This window comes from Telmatobacter sp. DSM 110680 (assembly GCF_039994875.1).
Taxonomy (GTDB): domain Bacteria; phylum Acidobacteriota; class Terriglobia; order Terriglobales; family Acidobacteriaceae; genus Telmatobacter.
Genome location: NZ_CP121196.1, coordinates 2,603,213 through 2,616,547 on the forward strand (window position 1 = coordinate 2,603,213; position 13,335 = coordinate 2,616,547).

Consider the following 13,335-nt stretch of genomic DNA (forward strand, 5'->3'; position numbering starts at 1 on the left):
GGGAATCTCACTCCGATAGTGATTGTCTCAACCATCAGCGGGTTTCATCAATGCAGATTGAAAACCTTCGTGCGTTTTTGTTGTTGCTGTAAAGTTCTTTGGGTTCAGGTGCCGGACTTGCCGAGGATAGCAGAGTGGCAACCGGAAGGGGCCGTCGATGCGCAAAAGCCCAAAAAGCGGCCCCGGTGAAGATGAATTCACTGGGGCCAAAGCGCTACATCGGAGAAAGGTCAGGCGTGTGCCGGCCTGGTTTCGTTCGTAAAGGCGGAACGATGTTGGAAGCCCATTTCCTGCTGGTCGGTTGTCGCCTCGAATTGGAATTGGCGGATCATGCCGTCGAGATTGCTGGCGAGGGAGGCGAGGCTTTTGAGGGCTTCAACCGCTTCTTCCGCGCCTTGTGCGCTTTCCGTTGCGAGCTGAGAGATGTTTCCGGCAGACTCCGAGATTTCGCTCGACGCGGAGGTCTGCTGCGTCGCTGCCGAGGCAATTAACTGAATTTGATGCTCAACCTCTCGGGAAGCTTCGATGGTGGCTTCTAGACTTTTGCGTGCGCGGCCTGTTTCGTTCATGCCGTTTTCGACGGCTGCGCTGCTTTGCTGCATGACTTCGAGGGTACTGTGGGTCTCGTCCTGGATACTGCGGATGGTTGTGGCAATCTCTTCGGTCGCGCCCTTGGTGCGTTCTGCGAGTCGACGGACCTCGCCGGCGACGACAGCAAAGCCGCGGCCATGTTCGCCGGCGCGGGCAGCTTCGATGGCGGCATTGAGGGCCAGCAGATTGGTCTGTTCGCTGATCTCCTGAATGACCCCGACCACCTTGCCGATTTCCTCAGAGCGATGAGCGAGGGAGGTCATTTTTTCGGCGACGGTGCCAGTTGCTACGGCAATTTTTTCCATGGTGGCCGCAGCGGCCTCCATCACGGCCCCGCCTTGGTCGGCGGTTTCAGCGGAGATGCGGCTGGCGGCGGCAGCGCTCTCGGCGTTGTGGCTGATTTCGGCGATGGTGGCGGTCATCTCCTGCGCGGCTGCGGCGATCTGGTTGGTTTTATTCGACTGCGCATGGGCATTGCCGGCAGATTGTACGGCGCGAGCAGTGATCTCGGTGGTAGCAGCCGAGAGAGTGTCTGCACCACGCCCGACCTCTTGCAGCAGGGTGCGGATGGTTTCGGCGCATCGGTTCATCGCAACCCCTAGACGACCGATTTCGTCGGTGCCGGTCACCTTTACGAATGCTGTCAGATCTTTCGCAGCGAGGCGCTCGAGCATTGCGGTCCCCCTTGCGACGCGCGGAGCAACGACCCGCGTAAGTATGGTGCCCACGAGAATACAGAGCGTGACAATCAGTACTGTGGCAAAGACCTGAATCCACGCTGCGCGGATGCTCTCACTGGTGGTCTGCTTAGATTCCTCTAGACCATACTTCACGTTCAACTCCATGTCATCGCTCAACGAAGCTATCGCGTCATTGAAGGAAGCTGATGTAGCGGACGACAACACCTGATCGACGGCCTCTCTCCTCTTCGATTGCGCGATGAACATGTTTGCACGGTCACTTGCTTCTCTGTAACGGGCGACCTCAGCGGTGAGTTTCTCAAAGATTTCGCGTTCTCCTGGGTAGCTGACGGTTGGTTCGTACACCTTGAGTCCGCTTCGATAGGCTTCCACCGCCTGCAGGCGTGCCTTGTTTTGTTCGATTGAACATGCGGGAGTCTGGCACAGGAGCAGGTTCATGTCGTTGAGCCTAAGCTCGGCGAGTCCTCCCCTCATCTCTGCGAGAGCGATGAAGGCCGGAAATCCGTTTGCACTGACGTCCTCATTCAGGTTGTGGATTGAGCGAAACGTATTGAAGGTGTAGGCCCCAAAGCCAAGGGAGAGCGTACAAACGATCCCGAAAGCGATTGCAAATTTGCGCCCGATGGGAATATTTCGAATTGCAGACATTCCAACAATTCCTTCCTGAAGGGAATCTGGATGAAGGCAGATTCCATGGACCACCCGAATGAGTGTTGTGGAGCAACTGCTGACACTTTGGTTATCGGCACTGGGGAGAGAATCTACATGTCAGAGGAGAGATTTTGTGAGAGCGGACTGCGGGTTACACAAATCAGAACTAGAACGGAGCGATAGTCGCGATTCGAATGAGTGATATGCTTGCCGGGCTTGGAGAATCTTTAATGGCAGCATTGTCGAATAGTCGTACCGCGCGGATCGCTGTTGTTCTGGCTTTTGTGCTGGCAATGACTTATCGCGGTTCAGCGCAGACGGCGGTTCTGCCGGATACCAGCGCGACGCTTTCCGCTCCACCGCATTTGACCGCGGTGCAGGACCGGCGCCGTCTATTGGGACTGCTGGGGCTGAGTGAATTGGATTTGCGGCCGGCACCGGCTGGGGATGCGCGATCGCCGCACGCCACCAACTACGATGAAGCAAAAGCGAACGTTTATCCCAAGTTGCCGGATCCGCTGGTATTCAAAAGCGGTCGGCCTGTGAAGACGCAGGCGGACTGGTCCATGCGTAAGAGGGAGATTTGGGAAGATTTCGATCGCGAGGTGCTGGGGAGGTCGCCGGTATCTATGCCGGAAGTGGAGTGGCATGTGCTGAGCACTGTCCACGAGAAGTACGGCGGGGTGGATGTGATCACCAAGCGGCTCGCCGGACGAGTGGGGCCGTGGATGAAAACTCCGATTGAATTCAACATTGATTTGCTGCTTACGGTCCCAGCAAATGCAACAGGTCCCGTTCCGGTGATGATGGAATTGGCGTTTGAGAAGGATTTTCAACTCGCGACGATTGGACCGCTTGACAGCTACGTGCCGACGCCATGGGGAGTGGATGGGAAGCTGGTAGTGCAACAAGGATGGGGATTCGCGATTTTAAACCCGGTGAGTTATCAGAAGGATGATGGGTCAGGGTTGGCCGAAGGCATTATTGGGTTGAGCAACCTGGGACAGCCGCGGAAGCTTGATGACTGGGGAGTCTTGAAAGCGTGGGCGTGGGGTGCGGGACAGGCGCTCACGTATTTTGAAGGCGACAAGGCTGTCGATGCGAAGCAGGTGGGGCTTGCAGGACATTCGCGATTCGGCAAGGCAGCGTTGGTTGCAATGGCATACGATCCGAGGTTTGTGATTGGGTACATCAGTTCATCTGGAGAAGGCGGAGCCAAACTATATCGGCATATCTACGGTGAGCAGATTCCGAACGTTGCCAGCGCTTCGCTGTATCACTGGTTCGATGGGAATTTTCTGCGGCATGCAGGGAAGCTGAACGCAGGGGATTTGCCGGTAGATAATCACGAACTGATCGCATTGTGTGCACCGCGACCGTTGTTTATCGGTAGCGGCGCTGACACTGGCGATGGCTATGCTAATCCCCACGGGGATGCGTGGGCCGATCCGCGCGGGATGTTTCTGGCAGAGGTAGCTGCGGGGCCGGTTTATCGCTTGCTGGGCGCGAACGATCTAGGTACCACGCAATTTCCGCAGGTTGGTACGCCGCTTGTAGCGGGTCAACTGGCATTTCGGCAGCACGACGGCGGGCATACGCCACAGCCGAACTGGCCGTACTTTCTGAAATTCGCCAGTAGATATCTGCATGCGCCGGGTGCTGCGGCAGCAGCACACTGATGCAGGCTATGTGCCTGACACTGTGAGCTATGGTGACGGTGGCGTCTCAATCGTGCGAAACAGTTCGACGATCTTTGGAGCCGCAATGTTCTTGTAATCCGGTGACAGCAGGCCGTAGGTTTCGACTGTGTTGTACTTTCGCGACGCGCCGCTGGATTGCGTGCCGTTCAGAGCCCAGTAGCTCCACGACAATTGGCTGTTGTCTTGCAGAAGCTTGGTGAACATGCGAAACCAGACGGCGTTGGCCCCACAGTCCAAATCCTGGCAAGTGCCGAATTCGCCGATCCAGAGTGGGACTGCAGGCTTGGTGTGCAGCAGAAAACCGACGCGCGTGTCGTAGACCTGCTTCATCTCCTCGGATGTGGCGAAAGTGTGACGCTGGTCGTAGTAGGCGTGCGGTGAATAGACGAGTCGATGGGGGATAAGCAGTTTTACGGGCAGCTTATCGAAGCCGGTGAAGTTGGTGGAGTATTCAGGACTTTCGACCATGATGAGCAAACGCGGATTGCCGGCGAGGACAGCTTTCGCCCCGCGCTCGGCGGCTGCATGCCAATCGTGTTTCGGATCGGAGCCGCCCCAGGCCGCGCTGCTGCGAAGCTCGTTGCGCAGATCGGCACCGACGACCCAGGGTTGGTTGCGATAGCGGTGCGCCATGGCTTTCCAATCGTCGAGCCAGTGGGATTCAGGATATTCGGCGTTGTACCAGAGGCCGTTGCCGTCGTCCTCGCTGCAGCACCAGTCCGCGCGGCTGACGTGGTTGTCGAGAATGACCATGATGTGTGCCTCGGCGAGAGCGGCGATGACGGCGTCCATGATCTGCATGGCACGCATGCCTTTGAACTGCGGATTGGCGCTGACGGCGTAGGCTGGCGGCACGGGGTCGTGCTCGAATGTTTCGTTTGCCCAGGGAAGGCGCACGGAATTCACGCCAATTTCGCTGATTTTCTGAATGATCTGCGCGACTGGAACATGGTCAAGTCCGCCGGCGACATATTCCTTCTGGTCGAAGCCGTACCAATTGACGGATGTGAGGCGAATGGTATGGCCGGCGGAATCGAGAATGTGATAGCTCTCAGTGTGAAGAGGCGGAGCGATGAGTATCTGCTGCGCCGGCGTAGCTGCCGTTATGCTGATGGCCATCAGCATAACGCCATGCATTCTCCTGATCGATTGCATGGCGAGAAGTATACGGGAGCATTGGAAGCCTGAATGCAACGAAGCGGCCGCAATTAATGAATCATATGGTCTTCGACATGATGATGCAGTGGCAATCTTTGCCGTCTTTCAGCGGCTGCGTTGGGTGGAATTTCTCTACGCCGGTTTCGACGAAGCCGAAGCGCCGGTAGATGGGCAGCAATTCAGGGCGAAGGCTCAGGACCGTTATATCGATTGCTTGGCATCCCTGCATGCGAAAACGATCTTCGGCGGCTGCGAGCATTTGGCGACCCAGTCCACCGCGTTGATGCGCGGGGTGTACGGCGAGCATGCCAAGATAGCCGCGACTTCCGCGGAGTTCAGAGTATATGGAGGCTAGTATATGGCCGTCGTCATCTTCCGCAATGAGGATCTCGCCTTTTTGCATCATTGCGGCGAGGCGCTCGTCGTCGGTGCGGGTGCCTTCGAGGAAGGTTTCGATTGCGAATGCCGCATTAATCATGGCGATGAGACGCGGACGGTCTGCAGATGTTGCGGCGCGGATCGAGAGTTTTGGGACAATATCGCTATTCATTGTGTCTTGAAATTTCGAAATGCGGATGGCGCCAAGGTCAGCCTGGGATCGACTGGTTTGGCACCATCGTACACGCGGAACAGCACTCAGGCTGGGAGGATGCCGCGATCGCGAAGTATCTGCATGATGTCCTGATGAGCCATGTACATCACGATCTTGAATTCTTGTTCGCCTGTATCGACCAAAAAAGTTGAATCGACGAGGATATGCACGGCCTGAGAGGAGTCTCTAGGCGCGAAGTCCAGGCGCCATGTTGTCTTAGCGAGGAAGTATCGAGAGTCGAGCTGTGTTTCGTGCAGGTCCTCCAGGACTGCAGGCATGCAGCCGAGCCGATCGAATAGTAATTTCCGTTTTGGAAGTGCAGCTGCGAATTCGGCGGTTCGGACGCAGTGTGTTCCATGGGGATCGGCGGAAAGAAAGGGATCGGCGAACTGCGACACCATGGCAGGAATGTTATCTTCGCTGCTTTTCTGGGCATAGGACTGGAAGAAGCGGCTGACGGGCGTTTGGATCTGACTCATGGGGTTCTCCTTTTTGGGTCTCCATGCGAGGTTCCGTGGCTGGAGACACTTTAGTATTATATCAGATTTAAGCCCATAAGTCAATTATTGACATAGCTTTAGGTGAGTTGACGCCGACAGAATTATGAACGCGGTTCTTTAATCCACAAAACATAGTCGGTGCCGGGAGGCGTTCCGCCAAGTGCGCGAAGGCGTGTGGCGCATTGAGCGCGATGTCCCTGGGTGTGCATGCAGATCTGCAGAATCGCCTGCTGCACCGAGACATCGATTCCGAGTCGAGACGAGCGAGTTTCCAAAGTGCAATCGAGATCTGATAGTTCTGCTTTTGAAAGCCACTCGGATTCGAGGTGTTCAATCTCGTTGAATCGCTCGATAATGGTGGCGAGATCGCTTGGAATTTGCATCTCGTCTTCGCGCACGAAGTTGCGCCCGAGGATGGTGAGAAGCCAGAAGCGGTTAGAGACGAGGATGTGATGAAGCATTTTGCGAAGTTCTACGTCTTCGGCGGCGGCTGGATGTTGCTGGATTGCATGCAACAGCCTGGTATTGGCCCACGCCTTGTGGCGGACCAGGCCTTCAATTGTGGATAGCATGTCGCTCTACCTCGGATTTGACGCGGATGATGGTCCGCAACCAGAATAGCTGTTTCGATATAAAGGTCTGGTCAAATGCAACAGACGGAAATACTCGAGATTTTGCAGAAGCTTCAAAATGGTCGCGACGCGCTGGGCGAGGCGCTGCGAGGCGTAGATGATGCCGAGGCATCCCGCAAGGCTGCTTCGGGCGGATGGTCGATTCTCGAATGCGTTGAACATATGGTTGAGTCGGAGCGGTACCTGCTGACCCGCTTGCATGCGGCCGAACACTCCAACCAACCTTTTGAGAAATCGAGGCGGGAAGGTAAGATCGCGATGCTTGCAGCGGATCGCAGCCGGCGAATCGAGGCGCCGGAGCAGGCGCATCCGAAGGGGAAGTTTGCAACATTGAGCGAGGCAGTAGCGGCATTCGATGCGACCCGGAACGAAGTGGTGCGCTGGGTGGAGAATTGCAAGGGCGATCCCCGCTGTATGTTAACGGACCATCCGCTCATTGTTGGACCGGTGACGTGCTCGGAAACTCTGACCATGATTGCGGCGCACCCCGCGCGGCATGCGCAGCAGATTGGGGAGATCCGCAACGCCTGCCGCAAATAGTTAGTCAATGACCCGCCTCAAAGACGGACCAACCGCGGATCATCAGTTGATTGTTCGTCCATCACCGCAGAACCTCGAGTTCGCGCGATGTAATGAGAGCCCTGCAGAGCATTGACGCGCACAGCGCTGCGCCTTACGCTGAAACTTATGGAATTCAAAGTTGTTGAGCTGGAGCGGGAGCCGATCGAATTTGATCTGGCGCTGCCGCCGGGCCAGGTGGACTTGGGGGATGAAGCCAAGCAACTGGGCAATTTGGCGACCTCCGGGCTTGCCGAGGTCCTGCACGAACACCGGGGTCCAAAGGACATCGTGGCCGACATCCGGCTGCGGGGGAAGTTTGCGGGTAAGTTTGAGGTTCCTTGCGCGAGGTGTGTTGAGCCTGTGGAAATCCCGCTCGACTCGGACTTTGATTTGATCTTCCGGCCGGTTGTGGCGGACTCCGAGCCTACGGAGCGGTCGATAACGGCGCCGGAGACGGAAATCGGTTATTATCAGAGAGACAGTCTTTTGCTTGAGGATGTGCTGCGCGAGCAGGTGCTTTTGTCCCTGCCGGTCAGAACGCTGTGCAAGCCTGACTGCAAAGGACTTTGCCCGCGCTGTGGTCAGAACCGCAATAGCCAGGATTGCTCCTGCGATGAGGGTCCATCGGACCCCCGCTGGGAGGCGCTTTCCGGGCTACGCAGCCAGATAAAGTCCTCAAAATAAATGTTTAAGGTGTTCCACCCTCGCCGCAAGGCAGTCCGGAACCCGTGCGGTCTTGACGGGGCGCGAACACGAAAGGAATTGCATCATGCCCAATCCGAAAAGGCGCCATTCGACGCGTCGCACCGCTCTTCGCCGCTCCCACGACTTTCTTACTGCAACCGGAGTTTCGGAGTGCCCCAACTGCCACGAAAAGAAGCTCCCCCACCGTGCCTGCGCCAAGTGCGGCGAGTACAAGGGCCGCGCGGTTCTGGAGACGAAGGAAGCCGCGAAGTAAACCGGCATTGGTCACAGAATTTGCCGGAATATGCAATGATTCAAGTGTTTAAGACTGCGGGGTCGTCCGAATGGAACGGCCCCGTCGGTATTTCCGGAGTTTCCCGCAACATCAGCTGAATTCACGGTGACGCAGAATGCTCGTCGACATCGTTCTTGATGCAGTCGGTTCCGATAAGGCGCCCGAGCCCGAGATCAAGGGCGCGATCATGGCTTGTCGTGAACTCCCCGTCCGGGTACACCTTGTCGGGCCATCTTCAGAACTTCGGGATCTACTGGACGAGCACCTCGAGAACGAGGAACTGCCCATTGTGATCCACCATGCTTCGGAACGGATCGGCATGGAGGAGAAGGCAGCGAGTGCGGTTCGCAGCAAGCGCGACAGTTCGATGCGTGTCGGTTTGAAGCTGGTACGCGAGGGCAAGGCCAAGGGATTTGTGACGGCAGGCAATACAGGCGCTGCGATGGCTACGGCCAAGATGGTGCTGGGTGCACTGCCGGGTGTGGACCGGCCGGCGCTCGCCACACCAATGCCGAGTTCTACCGGTAATCCGTGCGTGTTGCTGGACGTTGGTGCGAACGTGGATTGCAAGCCGCACAACCTGGAACAATTTGCAGTGATGGGCGAAATGTACGCCCGGAGCGTGCTGAAGATTGCGCATCCACGCGTTGGACTGCTTTCGATTGGCGAGGAAGAGTCCAAGGGAAACGATCTGACCCGCGAGGCGTTTCCGCTGTTGAAGGCATTGCCGATTAAATTCATCGGCAATGTGGAAGGGCGCGACATCTTCAGCGGGCAGGCGGACGTGATTGTCTGTGATGGTTTCGTAGGAAATGTGGCGTTGAAGACAAGCGAGGGCGTGGGGCGATTTGTGCGCGACGTGCTGCGCGAGTCGCTGACCCGGACGGTTACCGCAAAGGTTGGCGCGCTGCTCTCGCGGCAGGCGTTCAATGACTTCCGTCGACGGCTGGACTATCGCGAATACGGCGGCGCGCAGTTGCTTGGCGTGCGCGGGGTTTGCGTGATCGGACATGGGTCGTCGAACGATCGCGCGATCTTTAATGGGATTCGCGTGGCCTATGAATTTGCGCATGCGGGTACGAATGAGCGCATCGAACAGGAATTCATGCGCAGGCCACATCGCAAGCCCGGACATGCGGACGACGACGCTGCGGACGCCACGATTCACTAGCGCGTTCGATGACAGACCAAGCCGGCAATACGAATCGCAATCACCTGAAGCAGTGGGCGGAGGATGTTGTGTGCCCGGTGTGTCAAGCGGCTTTGCGTTTCGAAGCTTCGACGGTGATCTGCATTGGGTGCACGCGCACCTATCCGATTGTGGATGGCATTCCAGTGCTGATTCCGCAAAGAGCGACTCAACCAACACAAAGTAGATGATGAGAGCTTCGGCGGTTATTCTGGGGAGCAAGCTTTCCCGGAACTGACAGACGAGGTCACTCTCTTGGCAACGGCAAAACTGAAGCGGGCGCTCGGCTTTCGCGATCTTCTCCTGTTCTACGTTGCTTCCGGACTGAGTTTGCGCTGGATTGCGACTGCGGCTGCCAGCGGGCCTTCTGCGATTGCGGTGTGGCTGACAGCGCTGCTGGGATTCTTTGTACCACTGGCTGCGTGTGTTCTGGATATGTCTGCGCGGTACCCAGCGGAGGGCGGACTTTACATCTGGACGCGTGAAGCCTTCGGGCCATTCTCCGCATTTATTTCTGCGTGGACTTACTGGATGAGCAACCTGCCTTATTTTCCTTCGGTGCTATTTTTTGCAGCGAGCAGCCTGCTCTATCTTGGCGGCCCGATGCAGAAGCTTGCGGAGTCACAGACCTACTTTCTAGTTTTTACGGTCGTGATGCTGGGGCTGATCACGATTTTGAATGTTGTGGGGCTGGGCACCGGAAAATGGCTGAACAACCTGGGAGCGATTGGCGGGATGATTCCCGCCCTGGTCCTGATTGGGCTGGGACTTTTTTCGTTCATGCGGTTTGGGTCGGCTACGCATTTCACATTGAGTGCGATGGTGCCGCGCCCGGGAATGAAGAACCTGATTTTTCTTTCGACGATCTTCTTTGCGTTTGGAGGGTGTGAGGCCGGATCGTTTATGGGGGACGAAATTCGCGAACCGCGTCGTGTGATTCCGCGTTCTCTTTTTATTGCGGGGCTAATCCTTGGACTTGGATATATTGCGGGAACCTTGTCGATGCTGGTGGCGTTGCCTGCGGAGAAGATCAGTGGACTGGGCGGTTTTATGACTGCGGTCGACTTTCTGGCAGGGCGATTGAGCTTTGGATTCCTGGTCGTGCCGATCGCGGTGCTGGTGGCCGTGAGTAACGTTGGTGCGGCCAGCGCTTACCTGTCGTCGACCGCTCGACTGCCTTTTGTTGCCGGTGTACATCGGTATCTGCCGGCCGCTTTCGGGCGGATCCATTCGCGGTTCGGCACTCCATATGTCGCGATTATTTCTTACGGAGCGGCGGGGATTCTGTTCGGGCTGCTGGGGCAAGCGGGCGCGAGTATCCACGGCGCTTACGACATGCTTGTAAGCATGGCCGTGATTACTTATTTCATTCCTTACTTGTTCTTGTTTGCATCGGCGATCCGGCTGCAGAATCAGCCATTGCCGGAGGGTTCGCTTCGATTGCCAGGCGGGAGACGGACGATAATTCCGCTGGCTTATGTTGGCCTGCTGTCGACGGCCTGCACGATTGTGTTGTCGCTTTTTCCGGCGGAGGACGATGCGCATCCGATGATGACATTTCTCAAGGTCGTGGTCATGACGCTTGTCCTGCTGGGCTTGGGAATTGCGGTTTACCGTTCGAGTCTTCGCCGTCAGGAGATGGATTTTGAAAGGAATACTGAATGAGTCGAGACCTCAAGGAGTTACTGGATCTGTATAACGAGAATGCGCCTCTCGAAGAAGCGTTCACGATTCCTGCACCGTGGTATCTGGATGCAGATGTTGAGTTGGCAGAGAGCGCGCAGGTGTTTGGGCGCAACTGGATTGCGGTGGGACGTGTGGACCAGGTAGCGGCCGAGGGGCAGTTCTTCACGGTGGAGATAGCTGGCGAGCCGCTAGTGATTGTTCGTGGCGCTGATGGAGGGCTTCGCGGGTTTTACAACGTTTGCCGACATCATGCAGCCGCGGTGGCCAATGTGCCATGCGGAACGGTGCAGCATCTGCGCTGTCCTTACCATGGCTGGACGTATGGGCTGGACGGAACGCTGAAGGGTGCGCCGGAGTTTGCGGGCGTTTGTAATTTTGATCGCGCGGCGAACGGGCTGGTTCCTGTGCGCGTGGTTACGTGGGAGCAGTTCATCTTTGTGACGCTGGATGCGGATGCGCCGGATCTGATGACGTCGCTTGGAGATTTGCCTGCGCGGGTTTCGCCGTTGGAGATTGGTAAGTTGCGGTTATTCGAACGCAAGACTTATACGCTCGCCTGCAACTGGAAGGTGTACGTCGATAACTATCTCGACGGCGGATACCACGTGCCGCACTTGCACAAGGGACTGAACAGCGTGCTCGATTACAAGGAATACACGATTGAAAACAGCGCTCGGTATTCGTTGCAGTCGAGCCCGATGGTGAGTTCGCAGGAGCATGAATCGTTTGCAGCGACGCGTACGGGGGATCGTGCTTACTACTACTGGCTGTATCCGAATTTCATGATCAATATTTACGAGGGCGTGATGGATACGAATCTGGTGTTGCCGCTGGGCGTCGATCGGTGCATGGTGCAGTTTGATTTTTACTTTGCCGACGTGAGTGAAGGTGCGCGTGCGGCGAATGCGGAGAGCGTCGCGGTGAGCGATCGGATTCAGGATGAGGATGTGGATATCTGCGAGTCGGTGCAACGGGGTTTACGATCGCGGGCTTATGGGGCGGGTCGGTTGTCGGTGCGGCGCGAGGGCGGCGAGCATTTGTTTCATCGGCTGCTGGCCTCTGACTTATGCCGGGCGGTTTGATTGTAATGCGCAATTAAGTGGTTGCTTGTCGTGGCTTCCGAAAAGCAGGTCATTCGATTTCACTTCACATTGTTTACGGTCACTCGCGTGACGAATCTTCCCTGAAGGAGAAGCAGATCCTTCGCTCCGCTTACCCCATGGCCGCTTCGCGTCCACGGGGCCCCATGCTGCTCCGCTCAGGATGACACTTTCTAACTCGACGCAGTTTTCGAAGAAAGGGAAGCTCGGTAAGACGCCTCTCAAACTTCCCAGATGTCGCCGGGGCGGACGGCTTGGGCGGTCAGGGATTGTGGATTGCGGTCGCGCATGGCGGCGTCTAGCAACTGAGCCGGTTCTTCCCATGGTTCGTCGGTGAGTTGGAAGGTGGCCCAATGGACGCCGAGGAGATGCTTTGCGCCGATGTCGATAGCGATCTGTACAGCCTCGTCGGGGTTGGTGTGCTGGGTGCTCATGAACCAGCGCGGATCGTAGGCGCCAATGGGGAGAATTGCCACCAGCGGTGCGCCACGGCGGCTGCGAATTTCGGTGAAGATCTTTCCGTCCTGATACGCGGTGTCGCCTGCGCAGTAGATCGTGCCTGCAGGAGTGTCGAGAATAAATCCGCCCCAGAGGGCGAGGCGACGATCGCCGAGGTTGCGGGCGGACCAGTGGTATGCGGGAACAATGGTGGCTTGGACTTGATCGGAAAGTGTGAAGCTTTGCCACCAGTCACCGGTCTGGACTTGGACTTCGGGTGCGTCTTTGCGGATGACCGCATCGTTGCCGAGGGGTGAAATCACGGTTGGTTTGTGCTGATGCCAGAGGGCGGAGATGGTTGCGGTGTCCATGTGGTCGTAGTGGTTGTGAGTGACGAGCACGGCGTGGATGGGCGGCAGATCTGTGAGAGAGACGGCCGGCGGGTTGTGGCGCATGGGGCCGGTCCACGTGAACGGGCTGGTGCGGTCTGACCAGACCGGATCGACGAGGATGTTAACGCCGGCGGTTTGGATCAAGAGTGAGGAGTGGCCGATGGCAGTGATGCGGAGGCCTTCCACGCGGGCGTCGGGCCTAAGGCCGGAGCGTGCCTCTATGGTGTCGGGCCAACGGGCCGGACGGCTGAATAGTTTCCAGCGGAGCAGATCGCAAAGGCTCTTGTCTGTGGAGGGGAGGCCGGGGTGGTAGAACTGCTTGCCGTCGAAGTGGTCGGTCAGGGGGCCTGCGTAATAGCGATTTGCCAAGAATGCTCCTGATGGATTTTTGATCGTCAGCGCACTAAGAAGCAGATCCTTCGCTTCGCTCACCCCATGCCCGCTTCGCGTCCACGGAACCCCAAG

The 13,335-nt window shown here is 57.1% G+C and carries 13 protein-coding genes; 7 read left to right on the forward strand and 6 right to left on the reverse strand.

Translation table 11 applies throughout. The annotated features are described in order from the left end of the window. Positions 1 to 230: 230 nt before the first annotated feature. Complete coding sequence (locus P8935_RS10745) at positions 231 to 1,940, reverse strand: methyl-accepting chemotaxis protein (protein WP_348264993.1); 1,710 nt, start codon at positions 1,938 to 1,940, stop codon at positions 231 to 233. Positions 1,941 to 2,173: 233 nt separating this feature from the next. Here P8935_RS10745 and P8935_RS10750 point away from each other — a divergent pair, with 233 nt between their 5' ends. Next, positions 2,174 to 3,622 carry an acetylxylan esterase gene (locus P8935_RS10750; protein ID WP_348264994.1) on the forward strand — a complete coding sequence of 483 codons (1,449 nt, stop codon included), beginning with the start codon at positions 2,174 to 2,176 and terminating at the stop codon, positions 3,620 to 3,622. A gap of 27 nt (positions 3,623 to 3,649) precedes the next feature. Here P8935_RS10750 and P8935_RS10755 read toward each other — a convergent pair whose 3' ends face one another. The 4 genes from P8935_RS10755 to P8935_RS10770 form a co-directional block, all read right to left on the reverse strand. Beyond that, entirely contained in the window at positions 3,650 to 4,768 is a 1,119-nt protein-coding gene (locus tag P8935_RS10755; RefSeq protein WP_348264995.1) for a cellulase family glycosylhydrolase, read from the reverse strand. Between the two features lie 91 nt (positions 4,769 to 4,859). After that, the gene (locus P8935_RS10760; RefSeq protein WP_348264996.1) at positions 4,860 to 5,351 is read right to left on the reverse strand and encodes a GNAT family N-acetyltransferase; all 492 of its coding nucleotides are present in this window, start codon (positions 5,349 to 5,351) and stop codon (positions 4,860 to 4,862) included. 86 nt (positions 5,352 to 5,437) lie between these two features. Beyond that, entirely contained in the window at positions 5,438 to 5,872 is a 435-nt protein-coding gene (locus P8935_RS10765; protein WP_348264997.1) for a hypothetical protein, read from the reverse strand. Between the two features lie 122 nt (positions 5,873 to 5,994). Further along, the gene (locus tag P8935_RS10770) at positions 5,995 to 6,465 is read right to left on the reverse strand and encodes a DinB family protein (RefSeq protein WP_348264998.1); all 471 of its coding nucleotides are present in this window, start codon (positions 6,463 to 6,465) and stop codon (positions 5,995 to 5,997) included. A gap of 75 nt (positions 6,466 to 6,540) precedes the next feature. Between P8935_RS10770 and P8935_RS10775 the strand changes: the two genes are divergently transcribed. The 6 genes from P8935_RS10775 to P8935_RS10800 all read left to right on the forward strand — a co-directional run bounded on the left by P8935_RS10775 (position 6,541) and on the right by P8935_RS10800 (position 12,022). Next, positions 6,541 to 7,065, forward strand: coding sequence for a DinB family protein (locus P8935_RS10775; protein ID WP_348264999.1), 525 nt, complete (start codon positions 6,541 to 6,543; stop codon positions 7,063 to 7,065). A 111-nt stretch (positions 7,066 to 7,176) separates the two neighbouring features. After that, the gene (locus tag P8935_RS10780) at positions 7,177 to 7,770 is read left to right on the forward strand and encodes a DUF177 domain-containing protein (RefSeq protein ID WP_348265000.1); all 594 of its coding nucleotides are present in this window, start codon (positions 7,177 to 7,179) and stop codon (positions 7,768 to 7,770) included. Between the two features lie 85 nt (positions 7,771 to 7,855). After that, a complete protein-coding gene (gene rpmF, locus P8935_RS10785) occupies positions 7,856 to 8,044 on the forward strand; it encodes a 50S ribosomal protein L32 (protein WP_348265001.1) in 189 nt (62 codons plus the stop codon). A gap of 136 nt (positions 8,045 to 8,180) precedes the next feature. After that, positions 8,181 to 9,236: a phosphate acyltransferase PlsX gene (plsX, locus tag P8935_RS10790; RefSeq protein WP_348265002.1), complete on the forward strand. Its 1,056-nt coding sequence runs from the start codon at positions 8,181 to 8,183 to the stop codon at positions 9,234 to 9,236. Between the two features lie 273 nt (positions 9,237 to 9,509). Then, entirely contained in the window at positions 9,510 to 10,919 is a 1,410-nt protein-coding gene (locus tag P8935_RS10795) for an APC family permease (protein WP_348265003.1), read from the forward strand. Further along, positions 10,916 to 12,022: an SRPBCC family protein gene (locus P8935_RS10800; RefSeq protein WP_348265004.1), complete on the forward strand. Its 1,107-nt coding sequence runs from the start codon at positions 10,916 to 10,918 to the stop codon at positions 12,020 to 12,022. Before P8935_RS10795 ends, P8935_RS10800 begins: the two co-directional genes overlap by 4 nt. Before the next feature lie 239 nt (positions 12,023 to 12,261). On the opposite strand, the gene P8935_RS10805 is transcribed toward P8935_RS10800, so the two are convergent. Continuing rightward, positions 12,262 to 13,302 carry an MBL fold metallo-hydrolase gene (locus P8935_RS10805; protein ID WP_348265005.1) on the reverse strand — a complete coding sequence of 347 codons (1,041 nt, stop codon included), beginning with the start codon at positions 13,300 to 13,302 and terminating at the stop codon, positions 12,262 to 12,264. Positions 13,303 to 13,335: the final 33 nt, after the last annotated feature.